This window comes from Haloarchaeobius baliensis (genome assembly GCF_052060055.1).
Classification (GTDB): domain Archaea; phylum Halobacteriota; class Halobacteria; order Halobacteriales; family Natrialbaceae; genus Haloarchaeobius; species Haloarchaeobius baliensis.
Map to the genome: position 1 here is coordinate 781173 of NZ_JBPPFR010000001.1, position 24531 is coordinate 805703.

Here is a 24531-nt window from a genome sequence, read left to right on the forward strand (position 1 = left end):
GTCGGTAACAGCGGCGAGGTCCGGTGAACGAAGTCGAGGTGACCCGTCGGCGGTCAGTCGGCGACGGCCTCGTCCGAGACTGACGCCGCGGTCGGGTCCTGCACCCAGAGGTCGCCGAACAGCTCGTCCTGCTGGAGCGTGACCTGTCCGCGGTGTGCGAGGAACAGCAGCGCGAGGAACGTCAGGACACGCGTCCCACCGCTCTCCTGGATCTCCGCGAACAGCACCTCGGCCCGGCCCGCGTCGTAGTGCTCGCGGAGCGACGCCCGCACGTCCTCGATGACCTCCTCGATCTCCTCCTCGTGGGTCGTCCCGGTCACGTCGTCCTCGGTCGGTTCGTCGTCGACGCGGCGGTCGTCGCCCGCGTGGTAGTCGAGCGTCTGGGTGCCACGGCGGAACCCCTTCGGCGAGTCGCTCGTGTCGTACTCGCGGCCCTCCTTCCACCAGGAGCCGCGCTCGGCCTCGCGCAGGTCCCGGACCAGCTCGTCGAGCGTCTCCGGGGTCCCACGGGCGTGTTTGCGTTCGAGCCGACGCTCCATCTCGGCCTCCAGCCCGGCGACGGGGTCGAAGTCCGGGTCCGCCGGCGGCGACTGCGGCTCGTCACCGAACGGCTGCTCCCACGGTGCGGGCTCCTCCTCGTCCTGCTCGTCGCTCCCGTGGATGAGCTCGTCGCCCTTCATCCGCAGGAGGACGCTCGCGTAGAACAGCGCCCGCCCCGACGTCCGGAGGTCGACCGACTCCAGCGCGTCGAGGAACCGGTCGGTCACCCGCGGGATGTCGATGTCCCACGGGTCGATCTCGCCCTTCTTCGCGAGCTGGACGAGCAGTTCGACCGGCTCGACCTCGTCGTCCTCGGTGTCCTCGATGGCGTCGTCGTCCGGGAGCACCGGGGCGATGCCGTCGTCGTCGTCGTCGGCTGTCTCCTCGCTGGCCGCCGACTCCGCGTCGTCCTCGTCCGGCAGCACGTCATCGACGTCGCCCTCGCCGTAGAACTCGTCCGGGTCGGCGGCCTCGTCTTCGCTGTCGTCTCCCGCTTCGTCGGCGAGGAAGTCGGCCTCCTCGCCGGGGGGTGTCCGGTCCTCGTGTCCCGCGATGGTGAGCATCTCCTCCGGATCGCCCTCGGAACCCTCCTCAGTCATCGGCAGAGACCTCCATATCCGCAGCATCGCCGTCGGAGAGGTCGATACCCGTCACCGCGGAGACGTTGTCGGACTGCATCGTCACGCCGATGGCGCGCTCGGACCGGTCGAGCATCGCGGTCCGGTGGCTGACGACGACGAACTGCGCCTGCCCGGCGAGCTCGTCGACCATCTGCCCGACGCGCTCGGCGTTGACCGCGTCGAGGAACGCGTCGATCTCGTCCAGCGCGTAGAACGGCGCCGGGTTGTGGCGCTGGATGGCGAAGATGAACGCGAGCGCCGTGAGTGACTTCTCGCCGCCGGACATCGCGTCGAGGCGCTGGATGGGCTTGTCCGCCGGCTGGGCCTTCATCGTCAGGCCCCCGTCGAACGGGTCCTCCTCGTCCTCGAGGTGGAGCCGCCCGGAGCCGTTCGAGAGCCGCGTGAAGATGTCCTGGAACTGCTCGTCGATGTCGTCGAACGCGTCCATGAACGTCTCCTTCTTCTGGGCCTCGTAGGAGTCGATGCGCTCGCGGATTGCGTCGCCCTCCTCGACGAGCGTGTCACGGCCCTCCTCGAGCTCGTCGAGGTCGGCGCGGACGTCGTCGTACTCGTCGATGGCGAGCATGTTCACCGGCTCCATCGCCTCCATGTCGCCCTGGAGGCAGTCGACCATCTCGACGACGACGTCGTGGTCCGGCACGTCCTCGGGGTCGTACTCGCCGACCTCCTCGGCCAGCGACTCGATCTCCCAGTCGAGCTGGTCGCGCTTCTCCGTGTAGGAGTCCAGCTTCGACTGCACCGCGTCGACCTGCTGCTGGACCGAGTCGCGCTCGGTCTGGGCCGACTGGAGCTCCTCGCGGAGCTCCTCGCGCTCGTCTTTCAGCTCGGAGAGCTCGTTCTCCAGCTCGAGCACCTCGCGGCGCTTCGATTCGAGCGTCTCCTCCTTCTCGGCGACGTCTTCCTCGAGCTCCTCGATCCGTTCCTCGTGCTTCGCCTTCTCGTTCTGGGCGGCCTCGATGTCGTCGTGGAGGTCCTCGATGGCCTCCTCGGCGTACTGCTTCTCGAGCTGGAGCTCGTTCAGCTCGGCGTCGAGCTCGTCCATCCGGTCCTCGATGTCGTCTATCTCCTCCTGGATGGACTCCTTCTGCCGGGTGAGCTCCGGGATGCGCGAGTCTGCGAGCTCGGACTCGATGTCCGCGACCTCGCTCTCGAGTTCGGAGATCTCGGCCTGCTTGTCCTCGATGTCGGCCTCGATCTCCTGCATCTCCTCGTCGACGGACTCGCGCTCGTCCTCGATCTCCTCGCGGCGGTCCTCGAGGTCGGCGATGCGCTTCTCCCGTTCCGCTATCTTGCGCTCCGCGCTCTCGATGTCGCTCTCGATGCCCCGGACCTCGTCGACCGCGTCGGACTTGCGGTCGCGGGCGTCGTCGAGACGTGACTCCACGGCCTGGATGTCCTCGCGGAGCGACTGCCGCTCCTCCTCGAGCTCGGAGATGCGCTCGGCGACCCGTTTCAGCTGCCCCTCGCCCGAGGAGTCGAACGAGTAGCGCGACCCAGACGAGGAGCCGCCGGTCATCGCGCCCGACTTCTCGACGAGGTCGCCGTCGAGCGTGACCAGCCGGAACTCGCCCTGCATGTCCCGCGCCGTATCGAGGTCCTCGACGACGAGCGTGTCGCCGACGACGTGGCTGAAGATGCCCGCGTACTCGTCGTCGAAGTCGATGAGGTTGTACGCGAAGTCGACGACGCCGGGCAGGTCGGGCGCGCTGGGGAGCGAGCGGTCCCGCATCTTGTTCATCGGGAGCATCGTCGCCCGGCCAGCGTTGCGCGATTTGAGGTGCTCGATGCACTGCTGGCCGACCACGTCGTCGCGCACGACGACGTTGGCCATCCGGCCGCCGGCGGCGGTCTCACACGCCGTCGCGTAGTCGGGGGCGACGCTGCCCAGCTGGGCGACCGCGCCACGGACCCCCTCGATGCCCGAGTTGAGAACCGTCGTCACCGAGCGTCCGAACGACGAGTCGCCGGACTCCCCGGCCTTGGCCTCCAGCTCGGCGTACTTCTGCTGTTCGGCCTGCAGGTCGTCCTCGACGTCGGCGAGGTCCCCCTGGTAGGACTCCTTCTCGGCCTTGAGATCCTCCACGACCGACGCGATGGAGTCGACGTTCTGCTCGGCCTTCTCCAGCTCGTCCTCGAGGTCCGAACGCTCGGCCTCGAGGTCCGGGATCCCCTCGCGTTGCTCCTCGATCTCCTCGTCTATCTCGCTGGCCTCGTTCGAGCGACGGCGGCGCTCGTCGACGAGCCGGTCCTTCTCGCGCTGGAGCTCGTTGACGGCGTCGCGTTCGGCCTCCAGTTCGGCCTTCTTCTCCTGGAGGTCGTTCTTCAGCTCGTCGTACTCCGTGTCGATGGCGTCGATCTCGGCCTGGACCTCCTCGAGTTCGCCCTCCTTGGTGGCCACGTCGGCCTTCAGCGAGGACTTCGACACCTTCGTCTCGCGGATGTCCGCCTCGACGTCGTCGACCTCCTCCTGCTTGCGGTCGATCTTCACGAACGACTCGCGCCGCTTCGTCTCGGCGGCCTCGATCTGCTCCTCGCTCGCCTCGATCTTGTCCTCCAGCCGGGAGATGTCGCCCTTGATGCCCTCGATCTCGCGCTTGATGGCGAGCTGTTCGTCCTCGCCCTTGCGTTCGATCTCGGCGTTCAGGTCCTCCAGGTCCTCCTGCAGGCGGACGACGGTCCCCTGCTTCTGGTCGAGGTCGCGCTGGAGCTCCTCCAGTTCGGCCTCCTTCTTCTCGATGCGGTCCTCGACGGACGCGCGCTCCTCGCGCTTGTCCTCGAGCTCCGCGGCTTTGAGGTAGCCCTCGTACTGCTCCTTCTCGCGGCGGAGCCGCCGGTAGCGCATCGCCGTCTGGCGCTCGTCCTCGAGCTGGTCGAGGCGCCCCCGCTTCTCCTCGATGCGGAGCTCGGCCTCGTTGATGCGCTCCTGTACCGTCTCGAGTTCGGCCAGTGCGTCCTCCTTCTTCGCGTCGAACTCCGCGACTCCCGCGATCTCGTCGATGATCTCGCGCCGGGAGTGCGGGGTCATGTTGATGATCTCGGTCACGTCGCCCTGCATGACGACGTTGTAGCCCTCCGGGGCGACCCCGGCCTGTGCGAGCAGGTCCTGGATGTCCGAGAGGTTGACCGAGCGGTCGTTGAGGTAGTAGTAGGAGTAGTAGTTGTCCTCGGTCTCCTTCACCCGTCGTTTCACGCGGATCTCGTCGACGTCGCCGACGTTGTCGCTGCCGGCGGCGTTGACGACCTGCGAGCGCGAGAGCGTGCGGTCCTCGTTGTCGAGGACGACCTCGACGATGGCCTCGCGCGGCCCGCCGGAGCGGTCGCCGTCGTCGTGGCCGGGGTTGTAGATGAGGTCGGTGAGCTTCTCGGCGCGGATGCCCCGCGTCCGGGCCAGCCCGAGTGCGAACAGCACCGCGTCGATGATGTTGGACTTGCCCGAGCCGTTCGGCCCCGTGACCACGGTGAAGTCCTCGTAGAACGGGATTCGCGTCTTGCGGCCGAAGCTCTTGAAGTTGTCCAGAACGAGTTCTTTGATGTGCATGGTGGTCAGGCGTCGGGGGCCGCGATGGGGGGATTACGCGACGATGATGTCGTCGCCGAGCTCGGACTCCTCGCTGTCGTCCCCGCCTTCTGCGTCGTGGTCCTTAGCGCCTTCGCTCCGGGCGCGAGCGGCCGCCTGCTCGACATCCTCCTGCTCGGCTTCGGAGCGGTCCTCGCCCGGAGTACCGGGCTCGGGAGCGAGCATCTCGTCGACGGACTCGGCACTCGAGTCGGCCGTTCGCTCCTCCTCGAGCTCGGATTCGAGAATACGAACGCGTTCTTTCGTTTCGACCAGTTCCTCCGTCAGTCCGCGAACGGTCGCTTCGAGTTCGTCCACGGTGGCCTCGAGGTCTTCCACCCGGTTCTTCGGCATGTTACATAACCCGTGCACGGGAGAACATAAACCTGCGTCAGACACGTCACTCGAATCTGACAGTTGTTGGGCGACGGACAGGTCAGATGTCGAGTTCGTGCCAGCCCGTCATCTCGCCGCCGTAGCCAACCCGCGCCCGGGCCCAGACCGTCTCCGGGAGCTGCCCGCCGCCCGATACGTCGCTGAACAGTAACTGCACGGAGATGTACTTCCGCTCGCCGGAGAGCCGCACCGACCGCTCGGCGCGTGCCGTCCGGTCGCCCACCGTCACCTCGCCCTCGGCCTCGAGGTCCGTCGGCACCGTCCGGTCCACGTAGAGGTCCAGGCCGAGGCTCACGTTCTCGCCGTGGGGGTCAGCGCTCACCCCCGTCACCAGCAGGTCCTCCGGCCCGCCGCCCGACTGCGGTGGGTCGCCGAACTCGGCACAGCCCGCGAGCGCCACGCAGCTCCCGACGCCGGCGGCTCGTCGCAGGAATCGACGACGGTCCATCTGTCGTGTGCTTCGCCGGTCACGTGGAAAAAGGGTGCTGTCGGCTCGCGGTTCGACTCGAACCGTGACCTGAAACACCCTGGATTCGTTAGCAGTGTCGGTTCGCGGGTGATGGAGGTAGCCGGCGCCAGCAACGGCGAGAAACCCCCGCCAGTCGTGAGTGTCTCTCGGACCCCGAACAGACAGAAAGTCCCGAGTCGCTGGCGTCGGGGGACCCGCTGCCGGAGCCGAGAAGCTCGGGGGGAGCTGGCTGTTGTCGGGACCAGCTGCCGCTCGAAACACTCCGATATCCAGCAGCGAAGCGTTTTTAGAGACTCCCCAGCAACCGGTACTCAGTGACGCAGCCGACCCATCGCGTCCCGACGAACCGCCGTATGCGCCTCGCGTGAGCCGTGCGTGGGGATGGACGACGGCGGACCGGGTCGGTCATACGACTGTTTCCTGCCGCGCCGAACTCCCGACGACGACGGGCACCGCAATCAGACCGGAATCAGCGGGTTTTAGGCCCGCACGAGAGTCAACGAGAACATGAGCCACGACGACTTCCCGACGGAACAGCCAGCGGTGGTGACGTGTGGATTGCCGTACGCGAACGGCGACCTGCACGTGGGCCACCTCAGATCGTACACCGCAGGAGACGTGCTGAGCAGGAGCCTGCGGAAGCTGGGCCAGCAGACGGCGTTCGTCTGCGGTTCGGACATGCACGGCACGCCCATCGCGGTGAACGCCGACGAGGCAGGCGTCTCCCCCGAGGAATTCGCGATGGAGTACCACGAGCAGTACCAGGAGACGTTCCCGCAGTTCAACGTCGAGTTCGACAACTACGGGCACACGCACGACGAGACGAACACGGAGCTCACCCAGTCCATCGTGGAGACGCTGGAGGAGAAGGGCTACGTCTACGAGAAGGAGATCAAGGTGGCCTGGGACCCCATCGAGGACCAGCCGCTCCCGGACCGCTACGTCGAGGGGACGTGTCCGTACTGCGGCGAGCACGCCCGCGGCGACGAGTGCGACGAGGGCTGCGGTCGCCACCTCGAACCCGGCGAGATCGAGGACCCGGTCTCGACGCGCACCGGGAACCCCGCCGAGTACCGCGAGCGGCCGCACCGGTTCTTCGAGGTGTCGGAGCTGTCGGAGTACCTGAGCGGCTTCCTCGACCGGCTGGAGGGCACCTCGAACGCCCGGAACCAGCCCCGGGAGTGGATCGAGTCGGGGCTCGAGGACTGGTGTATCACCCGCGACCTCGACTGGGGCATCGACTACCCGGGCGAGGAGGACCTCGTGCTGTACGTCTGGGTGGACGCGCCCATCGAGTACATCTCCTCGACGAAGCAGTACAGCGAGCGCGTCGGCGCTGACGAGTACGACTGGGAGCAGGTCTGGAAGGAGACCGAATCGGGCGAGGCCGGCGGCGAGGTCGTCCACGTCATCGGCCGGGACATCATCCAGCACCACACCATCTTCTGGCCGGCGATGCTCGAGGTCGCGGAGTACAGCGAGCCCCGCGCCGTGTGTGCGACCGGCTTCGTCACCATCAACGGCAAGGGCCTCTCTACCTCCCGGAACCGCGCCATCTGGGCGCAGGAGTACCTCGACGAGGGGTTCCACCCGGACCTCCTGCGGTACTACCTGACGACGATGGGTGGCTTCCAGCAGGACCTCGACTTCTCCTGGGACCGCTTCCAGGAGCGCGTCAACGGCGAGCTCGTCGGCACCGTCGGGAACTTCCTGTACCGGAGCCTGCTGTTCGCGTACCGGAACTTCGGCGGCACGCCGGACGTCGAGCTCTCCGCGGAGGTCGAGGAGCGCATCGAGGCGGCCATCGACGACTTCACCGCGGCTGTCAACGAGTACGAGATCCGCAAGGCCGGCGACGCCGCGGTCAAGCTCGCCCAGTTCGGCAACGAGTACATCCAGCGCAACGAGCCCTGGAAGCTCGACGACGAGGAGGCCGCGCCGGTCATCCGCGACTGCGTGCAGCTCGCGAAGGCCGTCACCGTCCTCATCGAGCCCGTCGCGCCGGGCAAGGCCGAGGCCGCATGGGCACAGGTCGGCGGCGAGAGCGACGTGCACGAGACCACGGTCGAGGCCGCGCTCGAACCGCCCGCCGCCGAGTTCGACGAGCCGGCCGAGCTGTTCGAGCAGGTCGAGGACGAGCGCGTCGCGGAGCTGAACGAGAAGCTCGCCGAGCGCGTCGCCGAGGCCGCGTCGGACGACGACGCCGGCGACGACGAAACCGAAAGCGAGGAGGCCACTGGCGACGAGGCATCCGACGTGAGCGACGAACTCGAACCCCTGCTGGAGGACCGTATCGGCTTCGAGGACTTCGAGGCGCTGGACATCCGCGTCGGGCGCATCGAGAGCGCCGAACCCGTCGAGGGCGCTGACAAGCTGGCGAAGCTCGAGGTCGACATCGGCTTCGAGACGCGACAGGTCGTCGCCGGCATCAAGCAGCTCCACGACCTCGACGAGCTGCCGGGGACGAAGGTCGTCCTGCTGGCGAACATGGAGAAGGCGGAGCTGTTCGGCGTCGAGTCCAACGGCATGGTGCTCGCGGCGGGCGAGCAGGCCGACCTGCTGACGACCCACGACGACGCCGAGCCGGGCACGAAGGTCCGGTAGGCCGGCGTCGCAGTGCTGCTACGGGCCGCTCCCGGGGCCGACCTCGACCTCGGTGAACTCGAAGCGCGCACCGCCGGACTCGCCTTCGGTGACGGCGACCGTCCAGCCGTGTGCGGTGGCGATCTGTTCGACGATGGCGAGCCCGAACCCGGTCCCGCGCTCGTTCGTCGTGTAGGATGCCTCGAGCACCTGTTCTCTGCGTTCTTCGGGGATGCCGACCCCGTCGTCCTCGACGTAGAACCCGTCGTCGAACGCGCCGACCCGGACCGTCAGGGGGTCGTCAACGGTGTCGGCGACGTCCGCGCCCGTCCGCTCGTCGGCCGTCCCGCGAGCGTCGCCGGTCGCGTGCTCCCGCGCGTTCCGGAACAGGTTCTCGAGGAGCTCCTGGAGCCGCCCGGAGTCCGCGGTGACCACGACGTCGTCGGGAGTCGCGAGCAGTGCGTCCGCGGTGTCGACGACGGACCAGGCGCGTGACGCCACCGCCGAGAGCGGGGCGGGCTGGACCTCGTCGACGGTGTGGCCGTGACGGGCGAGCGAGAGCACGTCCTCGACGATGTCGAGCATACGTTCGTGTGCCGTCTCGATGTCGTCGAGGTAGCGCTCATCGCCGTTCTCGCGGTAGATGTCGAGGCTCGCACTGGCGACGTTGATGGGGTTCCGGAGGTCGTGACTGACGACGCTCGCGAACTCGTCGAGTCGTTCGTTCTGTCTGCGCAGTCGCTCCTGACGGGCCTTGCGTTCGGTCACGTCCCGGACGACACCGGCGGTGCCGCGGAACTCGTCGGTGAACGGGAGCAGGCCGAAGTGGATCTCGGCGGGGAACGTCGAGCCGTCGGCCCGGCGGATGTCGCGTTCGACGGTCGCCACGTCGTGTGCCGAGTCGAGCAGCTCCTTCCGGGCCGCCCGTGCCCGTTCGAGGTCGGTCTCGTCGAATATCTCGGAGGCGTGCATCCCGACGAGCTCGTCCCGGTCGTAGCCGGTCAGCGTCGACATCGCCTCGTTGACGGCGGTGAAGTAGTAGTCCTCGTCGAACGTGTAGACGCCGTTGCCGACCGTCTCGACCATCGCCTCGTAGCGTTCGAGCTCGAGCTCGCGCTCCTTGCGTTCGGTGACCTCCCGGGAGTAGACCGAGAGCCCGTCGTCGTCGGGGTAGACGCGGACCTCCAGCCAGTAGTCCGCGGGCTCGTAGTACGTCTCGAAGACGGTCGGCTCCTGCCGTTCCATCGCTCGCTCGCAGTTCTCGTACAGCTCGGTCTCGGCGGCCGCAGGGAACGCCTCGAGCAGTCGCTTGCCGACGACCTCCTCCGGCGAGCGTCCGGTCCGGGCGGCCATCTGTGCGTTCCAGAAGGTGACACGCCAGTCGGTGTCGAGCGCGTAGAACGCGTCGGTGACGCGCTGGAGGACGTCCTCCACGGCCTCCCTCGTCGGCGAGGTCGCGTCGTCCCCCGCCGCGTCGAGGAGGCGGTCGGCGAAGGCCGCCGGCCGGTCGACCGCCACGTCGGCCGGGACGTAGTCCGTCGCGCCGGCGGCGAGGGCCTCGCTGGCCAGTCGCTCCGAGCCGTCGCTCGGACAGCAGACCACGGGGAGCGCCGGATACGCGGCCGAGAGGTCCCGGAGGAACGCACAGAGGTCGGTCGTCTCCCGGTCGTCGACCAACAGACAGTCGACCGCCTCGCGCGACGCGTCGAGATACGCACGGAGCGACTCGTCGGGGGCGGGTTCTGCGAGGGAGACGTCGGCGCGGTCGTCGTCGAGTCGGCGAAGCGACTCGACGACTGCAGGATCGGTAACTGCCGTCAGCACCCGTTTCTCGGCCGCCATGTACCGTTTCTCAAACAGTCACTCTCGCGAGCGGTGATAACGGTACTGGCTACCGCGACGGCCCAGTCGGGTGGACGATCGGGAGGGCTCGTCGGCGACTCGGAGTCGGTCAGATGTCGGTGACGAGTTCGGCGAAGTCGGAGGTCGGGATGGCCTCCATCGTCTGCATGTCGAGCCCGTGGCGCTCCATCGCCAGTGCGACCTTGAACGCCTCGTTGCGGCCGTTCGCGTCGAAGATGACGACGAAGTCGTAGTCACCGAGGATGGCGTAGGTGTGCTCCAGCGTCGCGTCGAACTCCTCGATCTCGACCTTCAGTTCGCCCCAGATGGTGGCGAGCTCCTGCACGTTGTTCACGTCGCGGTCGCGGACCCTGACCAGGGAGATGAACTGGGCCATGCTCTCGAAGATATGCCGCAGCCATGTGAGTCTGTTGCCGACGGTGATAGGTGGCGTCGGGCGACGACTCGGCGACGCGACTACTCGAAACCGAGTTAATCATGGGTCTTTTTGAACCGGTCGGCCGTATCGGGGGCCATGAGAAACGCGAAGATCGTCTGCACGCTCGGCCCGGCGACCGAGTCGGTGAGCGCGATCAGGGAGCTCGCCGAGGCGGGGATGTCCGTCGGACGGATCAACTCGAGCCACGGCACCCTGGAGAGTCGGTCGGAGCTCGTCGAGCACCTCCGCCAGGTCGACGAGGAGACGGCGGAGCCGGTGGCGACGATGGTCGACCTCCAGGGGCCGGAGGTCCGTACCGCACCGCTTTCCGAGCCCATCGTCGTCGAGACGGGCTCGACGGTCCGGTTCGTCGAGGGCGACACCGCGACGCCGACCGAGATCGGGCTCTCCTACGACATCGGTGCGGTCGACCCGGGCGACAGCGTCCTGCTCGACGACGGTCGCATCGAGACGACCGTCGAGCGCGTCGAGGACGATGTCGTCGTCGCACACGTCGACGCCGGGGGCGAACTGGGCGGACGCAAGGGCGTCAACACGCCCGGCGTCGACCTGAACCTCGACGTGGTCACCGAGAAGGACCGCCGCGACCTCGAGCTGGCGGCCGAGTACGAGGTCGACTTCGTCGCCGCGAGCTTCGTCCGGAGCGCGAGCGACGTGGTCGAGGTGTCGGAGGTGCTGGAGGAGCTCGGTGCCGACCTCCCGGTCATCGCGAAGATCGAGCGCGCCGGCGCGGTCGACAACCTCGAGGAGATCATCGACACCGCCTACGGTATCATGGTCGCCCGCGGCGACCTCGGCGTCGAGTGCCCGATGGAGGACGTGCCGATGATACAGAAACGCATCATCCGCAAGTGCCGCGGGACGGGGACGCCGGTCATCACGGCGACGGAGATGCTCGACTCGATGGTCGAACAGCGCCGGCCGACCCGCGCCGAGGCATCGGACGTGGCCAACGCCGTCCTCGACGGCACCGACGCCGTGATGCTCTCCGCGGAGACCGCGGTCGGGGCCCACCCCGTCGCGGTCGTCGAGGCGATGGACCGCATCGTCCGCCAGGTCGAACGCAGCGAGGAGTACGAGGAGCTGAACGAGCAGCGTGTCCCGGCACCCGGCGACTCGCGCACCGACGCACTCGCCAGGTCGGCACGCTACCTCGCCCGCGACGTGGGTGCGAGCGCGGTCGTCGCCGCGTCAGAGTCCGGCTACACCGCGCTCAAGACCGCGAAGTACCGCCCCGGCGTCCCCGTCGTGGCGACGACTCCGACGGACCGGGTGCGCCGCCAGCTCTCGCTGACGTGGGGCGTCGCCGCCCAGTACGCGCCCTTCGACGCCGACGGCATCGACGCCGTCATCCAGAACGCCGTGCAGGCCGCGCTCGACTCCGGCGTCGCCGACAGCGGCGACACCGTGGTCGTCCTCTCCGGGATGATGACCGAGCTGGAGGGCACCCAGACCACGAACACGCTGAAGGTCCACGTCGCCGCCGAGACGCTCGCGACGGGCCGGTCGGTCGTCTCCGGCTACGTCACCGGCCCGGTGGTCCGCGCGCCCGACGGTGACCTCACGGACGTCCCCGAGGGAGCCGTCCTCGCGCTCGACCCCGGCTTCGAGGGCGAGTTCGAGGGCGACGTGACCCGGATCGGCGGCATCGTCGACGCACGGCCCGGCATGACGGGCTATCCCGCGATGGTCGCACGGGAGGTCGACGTGCCGATGGTCAGCGGCGCGAACCTCGCGGACGTCCCCGACGGCACCACGGTCACCGTCGACGCCGACCGGGGCGTCGTCTACGAGGGCGAGATACGGCGACGGGAGGAGACCGGGGCGCGACCCACCGGGGTTTAGTAGCCGCGTCACCTACGTCCAGTCATGGAGGACGAACCGCCGCGCGACGGTGCCGACGACGACGCATCGACGCCGTCGCGGTCCCGCCCGTCAGCGGACGCCCCCGATGCGCCCGGGGACGAGGTGAGCGCCGGTCGCGACGACGGTGCCGACGAGTTCGAGTGGGTCGACGACGGTGACTGGGACCCGCCGAACGTCGAGCGGCGCGCGAGCGACGACGCCCAGGCCGTCTCGGTCGGCTACGTCGACATGGACGAGGTCATCGAACCGGGCGACGTGAGCGTCGAGAACGCGGTGTTCGTCGCCATCGGTGTGCTGGGGACCATCGGACTGCTGTTCTACATCGTCCAGCTCGCGGGTTGACTCCAGTCGACAGGGCTGCGAAATGTTAATCGGTCGCGGCTCCTAACTCCGACCATGGCACCGCTACTCGACGTCGACCTGCTCCCGTTCCTGCTGTTTCTGGCCGGAACGGGACTGATGATACTGGAGGCGCTCGCACCGGGTGCGCACTTCATCGTCATCGGCGTCGCCCTGTTCGTCGCGGGGCTGGTGGGGATGCTGTTCTCGCCGCTCGGCACCGCGCCGGCGATGGCGATGATGGTCCTCGTCGTCGGGCTCGCGACGCTGTGGGTGTACCGGGAGTTCGACTTCTACGGCGGGAAGGGCACCGGGCAGACGAGTAGCTCCGACGACCTGCGCGGCGCGCGGGCGACGGTCACGGAGACCGTCACCGCGACCGACGGGCAGGTCCGCGTCGTCGAGGGCGGGGGCTTCAACCCGAACTACAGCGCCCGGACGGAGTTCGGCGAGATCGCCGAGGGGACCGAGGTCATCGTCACCGACCCCGGCGGCGGCAACGTCCTGATGGTCGCCCCGACCGACCGGGAGGACGAGATCGACCGCGAACTGCGACGCGAGCGGGAACGGCGGGAACGCGAGACGGCGACCGATCACGACACCGAGAACGAGGACGTCGAACCCGCCTGACGGCGTCGTCGTCACCTTCGGACCATATCGACTCCAGACAAATCAGTTGTGTTACAAACGGGAAGGCTTTTGTCAGTCTCGTCGTGAGGTTTATTTATGGAACCGACTCCGCTACAGACGCTCCCGGCGCTCGGGTTCGTGTTCGCGATTATCGGAATCCTGATAATCGTCGCCCTGGCGTCGGCGGTCAAGATCGTCCAGCCGACGGAGAAGCGGACGCTCACGGTGCTCGGCCAGTACCGCGGTCTGCTCGAACCGGGCATCCACTTCGTCCCGCCGTTCGTCTCGAGCACGGTGAGCTTCGACATGCGTACACAGACGCTCGACGTGCCGCCGCAGGAGGCCATCACCCGCGACAACTCGCCGGTCGTCGCCGACGCGGTCGTCTACATCCGTGTGATGGACGCGAGCAAGGCGTTCCTCGAGGTCGAGGACTACAAGAACGCCGTCGAGAACCTCGCCCAGACCACCCTCCGGGCGGTCATCGGCGACATGGAGCTCGACGACACGCTGAACAAGCGTCAGGAGATCAACGCCCGCATCCGCGAGGAGCTCGACGAGCCCACCGACGAGTGGGGTGTCCGAGTCGAGTCCGTCGAGGTCCGCGAGGTCAACCCCTCGAAGGACGTCCAGCAGGCGATGGAGCAGCAGACCTCCGCCGAGCGCCGTCGCCGCGCCATGATCCTCGAGGCGCAGGGTGAGCGGCGCAGCGCGGTCGAGAAGGCGGAAGGTGACAAGCAGTCAGAGATCATCCGCGCACAGGGGCAGAAGCAGAGTCAGATCCTCGAGGCGCAGGGTGACGCCATCTCGACGGTCCTGCGTGCGAAGTCCGCCGAGTCGATGGGCGAGCGTGCGGTCATCGACAAGGGGCTGGAGGCGCTGGAGACCATCGGTACCAGCGAGTCCACGACGTTCGTGCTGCCCCAGGAGCTCTCGTCGATGCTCGGCCGCTACGGCAAGCACCTCACCGGCAGCGACATCAAGGAGAGCGAGAAGGACCTCGACAGTCAGGACTTCGACGCCGACACCCGCGAGATGCTCGGCCTCGACGACATCGAGGAGATCATCGGCCAGATCGACGAGGAGGCCGAGATGGACGTCGAGAAGATGGAACAGCAGGCCGAAGCCGTCAAGCAGGGGCAGGACCCGCGCAAGATCAAGAGCTCGGAGGAGGTCATCGACGAGGCCGACGACGAGTTCACCGGCGGCGACTACGACGTCTCCCAGGACATGAGCGAGGACGAAGAGCTGACCGAGACGGAGTAGTCGGCCCGGTTCGAACAAGCGAAGCGGTTTTATCGCTGGAGAAAGTACCGAAAGTTAGTTCATGGGAGAGCCGGGACCGGTCGACGAGCAGAAACGGTCGACCCTGAAGCGCTTCGCCGCGGTCGGAGCGGCGAGTCCGTTCGCCCGGTTCGCGGACGTCGATTCGACCGACACCGGCGAGAGCGAGGTCCGGGACGCCATCACGGGCTACCTCACCGCCACCCCCGGTGCGCACTTCTCGAAGCTCCGCGACGACCTCCAGCTCGGCACCGGGGAGACCCAGCACCACCTCCGTCGGCTCGTCGACGACGGGAGCGTCGAGGTGTACCGCGACGGCGACTACAAGCGTCTCTACCCTGCGGGTCGGTTCTCCGACTTCGAGAAGCGTGCGCTGGGCTACCTCCGCCGCGAGACGCCGCGTGGCATGCTCGTCGAACTGCTCCGGACGCCGGAGGCGACGGGGAGCCACCTCGCGGACGCGCTCGACGTCTCCCGGCCGACGGTCAGCAAGTACGCGGGCGAGCTCGACGACGCCGGTCTCCTCTCACGCGAGGACGGCTACCGCGTGGAACGCCCCGAGACGGTGCTGATGCTCGTCGTCAGGTACGCGGACTCGTTCGACGAGAGCGCGGCCGGGTTGGCCACAGAAGCGGATTCGCTGGTGCGGTTCGACGGCTAATCCTACGCGACGGTCGGGGCCGGCAGTTTCCCCTCCTCGAGATGGTCGACGTCCTCGTCGAGTGACGACAGGTACGAGAGCACGGTGACGTGGTCCGCCTCGCCGCGACAGCACGGTAGCACGGCGACGATGTCGCCCCCCCGCCGGACGACGGTACAGACCAGTGGCGTCACGAGCACCTCGTTGTGGTCGCCCGTGATGGCGTTGTCCTCGACGCGGTGCGAGAAGGCGGGTTCGAGCGTGACGCCCGTGCGCGCCGCCCACTCCGCGAACTCCCGGTACTGGTCGGTCACCTCGCTGGGCACGGTCAGGTCGACCGCGCTCGGCCAGGTGTGCACCTCGTAGTCCGCGATGGTCCCCCGCTCCGCGAGTTCCTTGACTGTCTCGATGGCGTGTTCTCTCGGCCCGATGGTCGGCGTATGCGCCCTGACGTAGACGTCGACCGTGAGCGATTCGGTGTCCATGACTCCCTGAATGTATAACATCATCGTTCATTATAAATCTGCGTGCTCGCGGTAAAATCTTCGAGAGTGTCCGGTCGGCAGGGGGAGTCGCGACGCGACTGGGGGGCCGCGTCGCTGTCGAACGTTGTGTGTCGCGGACCCGTCAGGGGCCCGCCACGAAAGATGACAGACGATCGTACGTATGAGCCGAGTCAGACCGTGACCTTCCAGGTCGTCGAGGAGGAGTAGCCCCACTTCTCGACGGCCACGTCGAACTCACCACGCTGGATGGCGGTCATGTTCGTCCCGACCTCCTTCGCGGTCATCTCGAGGTCCTCACCGATGAGCCTGGACTTGAAGTAGGTCTTCGTCTGGGCATTCTCGCGGAGGTACTCCAGAATCCGGTGCTGCTTGGTCGAGAGGTCGGTCGTCGCGGCCGTGCTCGTGCTCATACCTCACCGTAGGCGAACGACGACCTTAGGGGGTTTGGTACAGCCGGTTAATCCACTCACGTCGTGCGATTTTCTCCCGTTCGATGCCCGAAACGAACCGCGCTCGACTCCCGGTTGGTACGGGTGGTTAACGGGTCAGTCCTGGGACGGTTCAGAAAGTTCTTACCGACGGCTCGCCGAGGAACGTCCAATGAGCGAGGAGTCGGTCTCGGTCAGCGTCGTCCTCCCCGCCTACAACGAGGAGGCGACGATCAGGACGACCGTCGAGACCACGCTGTCGACACTCGCGGCCTTTCTCCCCACGGACTCGTACGAGGTCATCGTCGCCGAGGACGGCTGCGAGGACCGGACACCCGAGATCGCAGACGAGATGGCCGCCGAGGACGACCGGGTGCGACACTTCCACTCCGACGAACGACTGGGCCGCGGCGGCGCGCTCGAACGCGCGTTCCGTGCGAGCCACGGGGACACGCTGGTCTACTTCGACACCGACCTCGCGACGGACATGCGCCACCTCGAGGAGCTGGTCGAGAGCGTCCGCACCGACGGGTACGACGTCGTTACCGGCTCGCGCTGGATGGCCGAGAACGTCGCGGACCGTCCCGCCAAGCGGGGCGTCCCGAGCCGCGTCTACAACGGGCTGACGCGGCTGTTCCTCCGGTCGGACCTCCGCGACCACCAGTGCGGCTTCAAGGCGTTCGACCGCGAGGCCCTGTTCGCCCTGCTGGACGACGTGGAGGACCAGCACTGGTTCTGGGACACCGAGGTGCTCGTCAAGGCCCAGCGACGGGGATTCCGGGTGAAGGAGTTCGCGGTCGACTGGGAGCCCAAGGGCGACACGAAGGTCGACCTCGTCCGCGACGTGTTCGGCATGGGCAGCCAGATACTGCGGACGTGGTGGGAGCTGTCGGTCTCGCCGCGCGTGAACCGCCGGGTCGGCATCGTCGCCGGCACGCTGCTCACCTTCGTCGCCGTCTTCCTCATGGCGTTCCTCTACCTCGAACCGGACACGGTCTGGTCGCACCTGCAGGCGGCAGACCTGACGCTCGTCGCCGTCGCAGCGGCCGTCTACGTCCTCTCGTGGCCGCTCCGGGGGCTGCGCTATCGCGACATCCTCGAGGAGATCGGCTTCCGCTCGAAGGTCGGCTTCCTGACCGGGGCCATCTTCGTCAGCCAGACCGGCAACCTCGTGTTCCCGGCCCGGCTGGGCGACGGCGTTCGGGCGTACGTGATGAAGGCCCGGCGCGACGTGCCGTACTCCTCCGGGTTCGCGTCGCTCGCGGTCGAGCGCGTCTTCGACCTGCTCACCATCACGGTGCTCGCGGGCTCGGTGATGCTCGCGCTCGTCGTGACGGGCGATGCGAGCTCGGTCGCCAGCGCGCTCGCCGGCGAGACGGTCGGCCCGCGCTACCAGTCCGCCGCACGGTACGCGAGCTACGTCGCCGCGTTCGTGGGCACGGCTGCGGTGGCCGCCGTCCTCGCGATCGTCGTCTCCGCACGGTCGGACCGGAACCTCGTCCGCCCGGTCGTCGACCGCCTCAGCGACGACTCCTACGCGATGGAGGTCATCGCCGTCGTCGAACGGTTCGTCGGCGACGTCCAGACCGTGGCAGGCTCGCGGCGCTCCTTTGCGGTCGTCGGCGGGTCGAGCCTGCTCGTCTGGACGCTCGACGTCGTCACGGGTATCGTCGTGATGCTCGCGGTCGGCATCGAGCTCCCGGTCGCGACGCTCGTCGCGGTCGGCTTCTTCGCGGTCAGCGTCGGCAACCTCGCGAAGGTGCTCCCGCTGTCGCCCGGCGGCGTCGGCCTGTACGAGGGGGCGTTCACCGCGCTGGTCGTGGGGCTCGCGCCGGGCGTCACCGTCGAGCTCGCCGTCACCGCAGCCATCGTCGACCACGCGGTGAAGAACGTCGTCACCGTCATCGGCGGGCTCGGCTCGATGCTCGCGCTGAACGTCTCGCTCACGGAGGCCGTCGAGGAGAGCACGGAGGCCCGGGAGGCCGAGGCGGTCCCGAGCGAGTCCTGAAACCGCGTCGACCGGCTAGTCGTCGTAGCTCGCGGTGACGAAGGGCCCGAGCGCACCCGCGACGGCCGACCGGAGGGCATCCTCCCTGTCGACGGTCCCCCCGGTGAAGATGCCGATGGCGCCCTCGTCCCTGGCGACGCCGTCGCGGTCGAACTCGTCGTCCATCACCGGGCCGAGCTCCTCGCCCGACCGGATGCGTGCACCGAGGCTGTCGGGGAGACGGACGCTCGGCCCGGCCGCGAGCTCGACCACGTCGCCGTCGGTGACGGCGGCCCACATCACGAGGTACAGGTCGTCGGTCCCGAGGGATGCCACCCCGCCCTCGATGCCGACGGCGAGGGTGTACCCGCCCGTCTCGTAGGCACGACTGGCGCGGTTCCGGGCGCCCATCCTGGTCTCGTCCAGCCCCGTCGGCTGTTCGGCGACGCCGGAGTCGACCGCCACCGCGTCGACGGTCGCTCCGGGGAGGTCGCCGATGGCCGCCTCTGTCGCCGCGACTTTCACCGGGTTCTCGCTGCCGACTGCGACTCGCATACCCAGATGTCGCGGTGCGAGCGGGATGTGTGTTGTCCTCCGCGGCTCCGAACGACTATATATTAATGTTATGATTTTTAGCTACGAATCGTCGTTTCGGGCCACGAATCCAGAGGATACGAAAAGAGTTCCAAAACATTTATACGTAGTCACTACGACTCCTGTCTACAGCACCAGCGCTTCCGGTTTCTCCAGGCTGAAACCCTGGCCGGTAGCCCCCGCCTTCGCACCCATGACGAACGCACGAACCCGAACACGACCACGAGACGAGGAACAGACCGACGAACAGACCAAAGACAGCGGCCTCAGCTGCCCCGAGTGCGGCGGCCACGTCGTCAGTGAGGGCTCCGAGACAGTCTGTGGCGACTGCGGCCTCGTCGTCGAGGAGGACCAGGTCGACCGCGGGCCGGAGTGGCGCGCGTTCGACGCCCAGGAGAAGAACGAGAAGTCCCGCGTCGGCGCGCCGACGACGAACACGATGCACGACAAGGGCCTCTCGACCAACATCGACTGGCGGAACAAGGACGCATACGGCAACTCCCTGGGCTCGCGCCAGCGCGAGAAGATGCAGCGCCTGCGCAAGTGGAACGAGCGGTTCCGCACCCGCGACTCGAAGGAGCGCAACCTCAAGCAGGCCCTCGGCGAGATCGACCGCATGGCGAGCGCGCTCGGCCTCCCGGACAACGTCCGCGAGACCGCCTCCGTCATCTACCGTCGCGCCCTGAACGAGGACCTCCTGCCGGGCCGCTCCATCGAGGGCGTCGCGACGAGCTCCGTCTACGCCGCCGCGCGCCAGGCCGGCGTCCCGCGCAGCCTCGACGAGATCAGCGACGTGTCCCGCGTCGAGAAGAACGAGGTCGCGCGCACGTACCGCTACGTCGTCCGCGAGCTCGGTCTCGAGGTTCGCCCCGCAGACCCCGAGAGCTACGTCCCGCGGTTCGCGTCTGGACTGGACCTCTCGGACGAGGCCGAGCACCGAGCGCGCGCGCTGCTCCAGAACGCGAAGGAGAAGGGCGTTCACTCCGGCAAGTCGCCGGTCGGCCTCGCGGCCGCCGCCGTCTACGCCGCCTCGCTGCTCACGAACGAGAAGACGACGCAGGCCGCCGTCAGCGACGTCGCCGACATCTCCGAGGTCACCATCCGGAACCGCTACCACGAGCTGCTCGAAGCCGAGGACAACCTCGGCCTCGTCTGAGCTACAGCTCGCCGAACGCCGCGTCGTAGGTGACGCGACCATCGATTCTCCCCGCCACGTCGTCCACGAGCCACAGCACCTGGAACGCCTCGTCGGGCAGGTCGAACGGGTGTTCGAGGCCGTACGGCGTCGCCGGCTCGAAGCCGAACCGGCCGTAGAACGCCGGGTCGCCGTGGAGCACGACGAGCTCGTACCCCGCCTCCCGACACGCATCGAGCCCGTGGCGGATCAGTCGGCTCCCGGTCCCTTCGCCCTGTCTGTCGGGATGGACGGCGACCGGCGCGAGCGTGAGTGCCGCGTCGGTGCCGGCCACGGTGACTTCGGTGAACAGCACGTGGCCCACGATGCGTCCGTCGTCCTCGGCGACGATGGAGAGCTCGGGGACGAACGCGTCGCTCTCGCGGAGCGCGGCGACGAGGTCGGCCTCGTCGTCGGTCGGGAAGGCGGTACGGTGGATTGCCTCGACGGCGGCCCGGTCGGCGGGCGTCTCCTGACGGAAGTGCACGACCGACTCCACGACGGCGACGAGCCTAACTGAACCGGTAGCGCTGCCACCATCGCGCACGTTTTTGCCGGTCCGCACAGTAGGCCGCCCATGGACTTCGACTCGTTCGTCCTCTGTGCCAGCACGGCGGACCTCGCCGCCGAGCCGGCCGCCCGCGAGCACGCCGACGCCGTCGAGTTCCGGATGGACCTCGCGAGCGACCCGCTGGACGCGCTCGACGGCTACGACGGCGAGCTGCCGGTGCTGGCGACGAACCGCGCGCGCTGGGAGGGCGGCGAGGGAGGTGACGACGACGAGCGACTCGACGCGCTGGCGACTGCGGCGACGGACGAGGCGGTCGAGGCCATCGACGTCGAGCTGGCGTCGGTGCGGGACGGTGACGGCCAGCGCGTCGTCGACCGCGCCCGCGAAGAGGGTGTGGCCGTCGTCGTCTCCACCCACGACTTCGAGGGAGCAGGCGACGCCGAGACGATGGCGACCGCGCTCGACGCCGGACTCGAACACGGCGACGTGGCCAAACTCGCCGTCACCGCCGCCGACCGCGAGGACGTGCTCTCGCTGCTCGCGCTCGCGAACGAGTACGACGTCGACGGCGACGCCGTCGCGACCATCGCGATGGGCGAGGCCGGCCGCCACTCCCGGGTCGTCGCGCCGCTGTACGGCTCCCGGATCGGCTACGCACCGCTCGACCCCGCCGACGCGACTGCTCCGGGGCAGTACGACCTGGCGACGACCCGCCGGCTCGTCGACGAACTGACCTCGCGGTAGCGTCGACGCACGGACATCCCCACACGGGACAGGGCGTAGCCGGGACTGGGCGACCGACTCCGGTCTGGACGTCACCGCGACAACCCGAACCGTATTCACGCAGCCGACACACGTCAGGGTATGGGACGGATCCGGCGACTGGTCGCGGTGCTGCTCTCCCTGCTGTTCCCGGGGCTGGGGCACGTCTACGTCAGCCGGTACCGCCGCGGGCTCGGTTTCGCGGTGACGGCCGTGGGGGTGGTGCTCCTGCTCGGCCCGCCGCTCCCGACCAGTGGGCCGGTTCTCGAGTCGGCGCTCGCGGCCTGGGAGTCGGCGTCGTTCGAGGCCAACGTCGCCCTGAGCGCCGTCGAGTTCGCCGCGATGCTCGACGTGTACCTGCTGGAGCGGTCGACAGACGACGTCGACACCGGTGCGAGCTGCCCGAACTGTGGCCGTGAGCTGGACGAGTCGCTCTCGTTCTGTCCGTGGTGTGCCCACGAACTCCCCACGGACTGAGCCCCGTTTCACGACACTCGAATGACACTGTTACGTTCTGGATGGCCGACACTACGGTTGGTGTCGTTTATCTCCTGCTTCCCGGCGGCCTCGACGCGTCTACCCGGACATAACGACTGGTTACTGCGTGGTACGGGCAGCAAAAACATCGTCATTACTGTTAGAAATGAAAGACTAACTTGATATCATAGTACGAGTATCTTGTGGCTAGATTCAGGCACATGGATAGCACACCCTCGGAGACCCAGAATAGGGGGGTCTCGGAGCTGTTGGGGCTCGTCCTGCTGTTCGGGATGGTCGCGGTGGGCATCGCGGCGATACTACTGGCCGGTTCGGTGGCGGTCGACAGTATCCAGGAGGAGGCATCGGTGAGTTCGGCGCAGATGGGGATGCACGAACTCGACTCACGGGTCGGCGACACGGCCGGCGGTCCGGTGGGAATCGACCTCGGCAGCCGCGACGGCGTCTACCGGGTGGTCCGGAACGGGTCGGTCAGCTTCACGGTCAACGACCAGGCGACCTGCTCGGCGACGACCCAGCTCGGGAGCGTCCAGTACCACGACCGGCGGGGCAACCGGCTCGCCTACGAGGCCGGTGGCATCTGGCGGCTCGACAGCGACGGCGGTATCTCGATGGTGTCCCCGCCGGAGATCGAACACGAGGACGGCATGCTGCGCATGGACCTGACGAACATCTCGGGCGAGTTCGACGGCGGGCAGGCCGTGATGCGGTCGGCCGACGTGAAGGACGACGACGAGATCGTCAGGGAGCTCTACCAGGGCGGCAGCGGCTGCTTCCCGCCGGACAACATCACCATCACGGTCCAGAGCCAGTTCTACGAGGCGTGGGGTCGGTTCTTCGCGAGCAACCTGAACGAGTCGACGACGGTCGTCGACGATAGCGCGCGGACGGCGTCGGTCGCACTCCCCATCGACTCGACGTTCACGGTGAACGCCTCGAACGACTCCGTGACGTCGAGCACGCAGTTCAACGCGACGGTGGAGCTCCTCGGGACCGAGCTGTCGGGCCTCGACACGAACAACGACCGGGCGCTGTACGGGCCGACGACGTTCCGCGTCGTCGCCGGCAGTGACGAGTACACCCCGTGGCCCGACGGCGACCCGGACGACGGCGTCGCGAGCGAGGCCGCCGAGGACGACGTGAACGACCCGACCGAGGGCGAGCACCAGACACATCAGCTGACGGACGTCGCTCCCGGCACGCCCATCACGGTCCGGGCCACGTCGTGGAGCTGTAGCTGGTACAGCGACGCGGAGGACACCGGCCAGGACATCACCGTCGGCGGCGACGACTACGACCAGTGGCGCTGCACCGACGTCGACGACCAGCGCATCTCGTTGAACTCCTCCGGCGAGAGCTCGAACCTCGTCGTGCTGCAGGACGGCGAGCAGGTGCCCAACTTCGGCGCGGCCGGCGCAGAACAGCGCGGTCTCGACGAGATCCTCGGCTCGCGCATCGACGGGACGGGAACCCTCCAGCTCGCGCCCAACGAGTTCGTGTTCCTCTACGAGCTCTCCGAGGAGGACGCCGACCCGGACGACGCCGACGGCTCCGGCGACCCGGACTACAACGACGCGGTCGTGCTCGTGACCATCGAGCAGTCGTGGAACGGCGTCGGCGACTTCTCGATCCGCATCGAGAAGGACCAGATACTCGTCGAGGAGGACGACGAAGAGGACAGTCTCGCGGCGCCGTCGCCGCTCACCGGGGTCTGATCACGCCGTGGTGGCCGCGTCGAGCACCGTCGCGCCGACGACCAGCCCGAGCTCGGTGAGCTCGTAGCCCACGCCGTTCTTCTCGACGAGGCTGCCGCGCAGGCGACCCAGATGGTAGTTGAACTGCCCGGAGTCGCGTGTCCCGACGCGCGTCCGCAGCTCCGAGAAGGAGAGCCTGTTCTCGGTGGTCTCGTCGGCGTTGACGACGGCCAGCTCGCGGACGATGCCGAGGCGCGTCTCGTTGCTCAGCAGCTCGAAGACGCCGCTGAGGTCGAGGGTCGAGAGGTCGTCGTCGGCAGCCTCGACCGCCACAGCGGCCGCCAGCCCGGGGGCGGTTTCACTCATCGTCGAGGACGACCTCGTCGATCTCGACGTCGGTGACCGTGGGCTGGTCCGCGTCGTCCTTCCCCCACGAGAGGACGGGGTAGACGCGGTAGGATTCGGCGTCGCTGCCGTTCTCGAACCGGAGCGTCGCGGGCTCGCCACGCGCCAGCGACGTGTTCAGCTGCTGGCGGGCCGCCCGGTCGAACCGGTTGGTCCCCTGGACGCTCTTGCCCTGGCGCACCGCCACCACGTCGACCTCGAGCCCCGCTCGGCTCGTGCGCTGGTTCACCCGCAGCGGGACGGTGTGTGCGGGGTCGTCGAGTCCGGTGAACGTCAGCGTGGCATCCTCCGCCTCGGCGAGCGCGCCCATCTCGCGTTCGAGCTCCTCGTTGGCCTCCTGCATCCCCTGCATCGAGACGCGGAGCGAGTTGGCCACCTGGTCTTTCACCTGGCGGCGGAACTCGTCGACCACGTCGCCGAGGGGTTCGTCCTGCCGACCCGGGCCGGAGGGATGCTGTGGCCCCGGTGCGTTCTCGGGGCCCGAGGACCAGCCGCCCTCGGTCCAGACCGGCTCGGGGTCGGGCTCCGGCGGCGTCTCCGGGGGTCGGAGCCCGCGGTGGAGCACCTCCTCCCAGGAGAGGTCCAGCTCCTGCTTGCGCCGCTTCATCCGCTCGAACACCTCGTCGTCGTCGACCGTGATCCGCACCTCTCGTGCCATGATGTGAGTTCTAGATAAGCAAGATGATAAACCTTTCGCCAAAAACTCACACTGGACTCACATCGAAG

The 24531-nt window shown here is 68.1% G+C and carries 23 protein-coding genes; 11 read left to right on the plus strand and 12 right to left on the minus strand.

What is annotated here, in order from left to right; translation table 11 throughout:
* Positions 1-53: 53 nt before the first annotated feature.
* The 4 genes from ACSG06_RS04025 to ACSG06_RS04040 form a co-directional block, all read right to left on the minus strand.
* On the minus strand, positions 54-1139 hold the full coding sequence (locus ACSG06_RS04025) for a segregation/condensation protein A (RefSeq protein WP_440988978.1): 1086 nt from the start codon (positions 1137-1139) through the stop codon (positions 54-56).
* The gene (gene smc, locus ACSG06_RS04030) at positions 1132-4719 is read right to left on the minus strand and encodes a chromosome segregation protein SMC (RefSeq protein WP_440988979.1); all 3588 of its coding nucleotides are present in this window, start codon (positions 4717-4719) and stop codon (positions 1132-1134) included. Before smc ends, ACSG06_RS04025 begins: the two co-directional genes overlap by 8 nt.
* A 33-nt stretch (positions 4720-4752) precedes the next feature.
* Positions 4753-5091, minus strand: coding sequence for a DUF7518 family protein (locus ACSG06_RS04035; RefSeq protein ID WP_440988980.1), 339 nt, complete (start codon positions 5089-5091; stop codon positions 4753-4755).
* A gap of 82 nt (positions 5092-5173) precedes the next feature.
* Positions 5174-5581 carry a hypothetical protein gene (locus ACSG06_RS04040; RefSeq protein WP_440988981.1) on the minus strand — a complete coding sequence of 136 codons (408 nt, stop codon included), beginning with the start codon at positions 5579-5581 and terminating at the stop codon, positions 5174-5176.
* 528 nt (positions 5582-6109) lie between these two features.
* Here ACSG06_RS04040 and metG point away from each other — a divergent pair.
* Complete coding sequence (gene metG / locus ACSG06_RS04045) at positions 6110-8206, plus strand: methionine--tRNA ligase (protein WP_440988982.1); 2097 nt, start codon at positions 6110-6112, stop codon at positions 8204-8206.
* 18 nt (positions 8207-8224) lie between these two features.
* On the opposite strand, the gene ACSG06_RS04050 is transcribed toward metG, so the two are convergent.
* Both ACSG06_RS04050 and ACSG06_RS04055 read right to left on the minus strand, forming a co-directional pair.
* Positions 8225-10027 (minus strand): PAS domain S-box protein, encoded by a 1803-nt coding sequence (locus ACSG06_RS04050; RefSeq protein WP_440988983.1) that lies wholly within the window; start codon positions 10025-10027, stop codon positions 8225-8227.
* Positions 10028-10136: 109 nt separating this feature from the next.
* On the minus strand, positions 10137-10424 hold the full coding sequence (locus tag ACSG06_RS04055; RefSeq protein WP_440988984.1) for a GYD domain-containing protein: 288 nt from the start codon (positions 10422-10424) through the stop codon (positions 10137-10139).
* A 138-nt stretch (positions 10425-10562) separates the two neighbouring features.
* Here ACSG06_RS04055 and pyk point away from each other — a divergent pair, with 138 nt between their 5' ends.
* From pyk to ACSG06_RS04080, 5 genes are all read left to right on the plus strand, one after another.
* Entirely contained in the window at positions 10563-12332 is a 1770-nt protein-coding gene (pyk, locus tag ACSG06_RS04060; protein WP_440988985.1) for a pyruvate kinase, read from the plus strand.
* Positions 12333-12356: 24 nt separating this feature from the next.
* On the plus strand, positions 12357-12695 hold the full coding sequence (locus tag ACSG06_RS04065; RefSeq protein ID WP_440988986.1) for a DUF7312 domain-containing protein: 339 nt from the start codon (positions 12357-12359) through the stop codon (positions 12693-12695).
* A 54-nt stretch (positions 12696-12749) separates the two neighbouring features.
* A complete protein-coding gene (locus ACSG06_RS04070; RefSeq protein WP_440988987.1) occupies positions 12750-13322 on the plus strand; it encodes an NfeD family protein in 573 nt (190 codons plus the stop codon).
* 96 nt (positions 13323-13418) lie between these two features.
* Positions 13419-14588 carry an SPFH domain-containing protein gene (locus tag ACSG06_RS04075; RefSeq protein WP_440988988.1) on the plus strand — a complete coding sequence of 390 codons (1170 nt, stop codon included), beginning with the start codon at positions 13419-13421 and terminating at the stop codon, positions 14586-14588.
* Between the two features lie 61 nt (positions 14589-14649).
* Positions 14650-15267, plus strand: coding sequence for a winged helix-turn-helix transcriptional regulator (locus ACSG06_RS04080; RefSeq protein WP_440988989.1), 618 nt, complete (start codon positions 14650-14652; stop codon positions 15265-15267).
* A 2-nt stretch (positions 15268-15269) separates the two neighbouring features.
* On the opposite strand, the gene ACSG06_RS04085 is transcribed toward ACSG06_RS04080, so the two are convergent.
* Together ACSG06_RS04085 and ACSG06_RS04090 are read right to left on the minus strand one after the other, a co-directional pair.
* Positions 15270-15755 (minus strand): HTH domain-containing protein, encoded by a 486-nt coding sequence (locus ACSG06_RS04085; protein WP_440988990.1) that lies wholly within the window; start codon positions 15753-15755, stop codon positions 15270-15272.
* 167 nt (positions 15756-15922) lie between these two features.
* On the minus strand, positions 15923-16162 hold the full coding sequence (locus ACSG06_RS04090; protein WP_440988991.1) for a DUF7123 family protein: 240 nt from the start codon (positions 16160-16162) through the stop codon (positions 15923-15925).
* Positions 16163-16352: 190 nt separating this feature from the next.
* Here ACSG06_RS04090 and ACSG06_RS04095 point away from each other — a divergent pair, with 190 nt between their 5' ends.
* Entirely contained in the window at positions 16353-18188 is a 1836-nt protein-coding gene (locus ACSG06_RS04095; protein ID WP_440988992.1) for a flippase-like domain-containing protein, read from the plus strand.
* 15 nt (positions 18189-18203) lie between these two features.
* Here the strand turns inward: ACSG06_RS04095 and yjjX are convergent, their stop codons facing one another.
* On the minus strand, positions 18204-18722 hold the full coding sequence (gene yjjX / locus ACSG06_RS04100; protein WP_440988993.1) for an inosine/xanthosine triphosphatase: 519 nt from the start codon (positions 18720-18722) through the stop codon (positions 18204-18206).
* Between the two features lie 232 nt (positions 18723-18954).
* Here yjjX and ACSG06_RS04105 point away from each other — a divergent pair, with 232 nt between their 5' ends.
* Positions 18955-19917 (plus strand): transcription initiation factor IIB, encoded by a 963-nt coding sequence (locus tag ACSG06_RS04105; RefSeq protein WP_440988994.1) that lies wholly within the window; start codon positions 18955-18957, stop codon positions 19915-19917.
* 1 nt (position 19918) lies between these two features.
* Here ACSG06_RS04105 and ACSG06_RS04110 read toward each other — a convergent pair whose 3' ends face one another.
* Positions 19919-20422: a GNAT family N-acetyltransferase gene (locus ACSG06_RS04110; RefSeq protein WP_440988995.1), complete on the minus strand. Its 504-nt coding sequence runs from the start codon at positions 20420-20422 to the stop codon at positions 19919-19921.
* 90 nt (positions 20423-20512) lie between these two features.
* Here ACSG06_RS04110 and ACSG06_RS04115 point away from each other — a divergent pair, with 90 nt between their 5' ends.
* The 3 genes from ACSG06_RS04115 (at position 20513) to ACSG06_RS04125 (ending at position 23421) form a co-directional block, all read left to right on the plus strand.
* The gene (locus tag ACSG06_RS04115) at positions 20513-21190 is read left to right on the plus strand and encodes a type I 3-dehydroquinate dehydratase (protein WP_440988996.1); all 678 of its coding nucleotides are present in this window, start codon (positions 20513-20515) and stop codon (positions 21188-21190) included.
* A 120-nt stretch (positions 21191-21310) separates the two neighbouring features.
* Positions 21311-21685: a DUF7575 domain-containing protein gene (locus ACSG06_RS04120; protein WP_440988997.1), complete on the plus strand. Its 375-nt coding sequence runs from the start codon at positions 21311-21313 to the stop codon at positions 21683-21685.
* A 221-nt stretch (positions 21686-21906) separates the two neighbouring features.
* A complete protein-coding gene (locus ACSG06_RS04125) occupies positions 21907-23421 on the plus strand; it encodes a DUF7289 family protein (RefSeq protein ID WP_440988998.1) in 1515 nt (504 codons plus the stop codon).
* Here the strand turns inward: ACSG06_RS04125 and ACSG06_RS04130 are convergent, their stop codons facing one another.
* Positions 23422-23766 carry a DUF7347 domain-containing protein gene (locus ACSG06_RS04130; protein WP_440988999.1) on the minus strand — a complete coding sequence of 115 codons (345 nt, stop codon included), beginning with the start codon at positions 23764-23766 and terminating at the stop codon, positions 23422-23424. It abuts the gene before it with no gap.
* Positions 23759-24463, minus strand: a complete 705-nt coding sequence (locus tag ACSG06_RS04135; protein WP_440989000.1) for a hypothetical protein — start codon at positions 24461-24463, stop codon at positions 23759-23761. Before ACSG06_RS04135 ends, ACSG06_RS04130 begins: the two co-directional genes overlap by 8 nt.
* Positions 24464-24531 lie beyond the last annotated feature (68 nt).

What these genes read in the sequence shown, in the direction of transcription:
- ACSG06_RS04025 (WP_440988978.1), bottom strand. Translation starts at nt 1,139, where the DNA reads ATGACTGAGGAGGGTTCCGAGGGCGATCCGGAGGAGATGCTCACCATC.
- smc (WP_440988979.1), bottom strand. Translation starts at nt 4,719, where the DNA reads ATGCACATCAAAGAACTCGTTCTGGACAACTTCAAGAGCTTCGGCCGC.
- ACSG06_RS04035 (WP_440988980.1), bottom strand. Translation starts at nt 5,091, where the DNA reads ATGCCGAAGAACCGGGTGGAAGACCTCGAGGCCACCGTGGACGAACTC.
- ACSG06_RS04040 (WP_440988981.1), bottom strand. Translation starts at nt 5,581, where the DNA reads ATGGACCGTCGTCGATTCCTGCGACGAGCCGCCGGCGTCGGGAGCTGC.
- metG (WP_440988982.1), top strand. Translation starts at nt 6,110, where the DNA reads ATGAGCCACGACGACTTCCCGACGGAACAGCCAGCGGTGGTGACGTGT.
- ACSG06_RS04050 (WP_440988983.1), bottom strand. Translation starts at nt 10,027, where the DNA reads ATGGCGGCCGAGAAACGGGTGCTGACGGCAGTTACCGATCCTGCAGTC.
- ACSG06_RS04055 (WP_440988984.1), bottom strand. Translation starts at nt 10,424, where the DNA reads ATGGCCCAGTTCATCTCCCTGGTCAGGGTCCGCGACCGCGACGTGAAC.
- pyk (WP_440988985.1), top strand. Translation starts at nt 10,563, where the DNA reads ATGAGAAACGCGAAGATCGTCTGCACGCTCGGCCCGGCGACCGAGTCG.
- ACSG06_RS04065 (WP_440988986.1), top strand. Translation starts at nt 12,357, where the DNA reads ATGGAGGACGAACCGCCGCGCGACGGTGCCGACGACGACGCATCGACG.
- ACSG06_RS04070 (WP_440988987.1), top strand. Translation starts at nt 12,750, where the DNA reads ATGGCACCGCTACTCGACGTCGACCTGCTCCCGTTCCTGCTGTTTCTG.
- ACSG06_RS04075 (WP_440988988.1), top strand. Translation starts at nt 13,419, where the DNA reads ATGGAACCGACTCCGCTACAGACGCTCCCGGCGCTCGGGTTCGTGTTC.
- ACSG06_RS04080 (WP_440988989.1), top strand. Translation starts at nt 14,650, where the DNA reads ATGGGAGAGCCGGGACCGGTCGACGAGCAGAAACGGTCGACCCTGAAG.
- ACSG06_RS04085 (WP_440988990.1), bottom strand. Translation starts at nt 15,755, where the DNA reads ATGATGTTATACATTCAGGGAGTCATGGACACCGAATCGCTCACGGTC.
- ACSG06_RS04090 (WP_440988991.1), bottom strand. Translation starts at nt 16,162, where the DNA reads ATGAGCACGAGCACGGCCGCGACGACCGACCTCTCGACCAAGCAGCAC.
- ACSG06_RS04095 (WP_440988992.1), top strand. Translation starts at nt 16,353, where the DNA reads ATGAGCGAGGAGTCGGTCTCGGTCAGCGTCGTCCTCCCCGCCTACAAC.
- yjjX (WP_440988993.1), bottom strand. Translation starts at nt 18,722, where the DNA reads ATGCGAGTCGCAGTCGGCAGCGAGAACCCGGTGAAAGTCGCGGCGACA.
- ACSG06_RS04105 (WP_440988994.1), top strand. Translation starts at nt 18,955, where the DNA reads ATGACGAACGCACGAACCCGAACACGACCACGAGACGAGGAACAGACC.
- ACSG06_RS04115 (WP_440988996.1), top strand. Translation starts at nt 20,513, where the DNA reads ATGGACTTCGACTCGTTCGTCCTCTGTGCCAGCACGGCGGACCTCGCC.
- ACSG06_RS04120 (WP_440988997.1), top strand. Translation starts at nt 21,311, where the DNA reads ATGGGACGGATCCGGCGACTGGTCGCGGTGCTGCTCTCCCTGCTGTTC.
- ACSG06_RS04125 (WP_440988998.1), top strand. Translation starts at nt 21,907, where the DNA reads ATGGATAGCACACCCTCGGAGACCCAGAATAGGGGGGTCTCGGAGCTG.
- ACSG06_RS04130 (WP_440988999.1), bottom strand. Translation starts at nt 23,766, where the DNA reads ATGAGTGAAACCGCCCCCGGGCTGGCGGCCGCTGTGGCGGTCGAGGCT.
- ACSG06_RS04135 (WP_440989000.1), bottom strand. Translation starts at nt 24,463, where the DNA reads ATGGCACGAGAGGTGCGGATCACGGTCGACGACGACGAGGTGTTCGAG.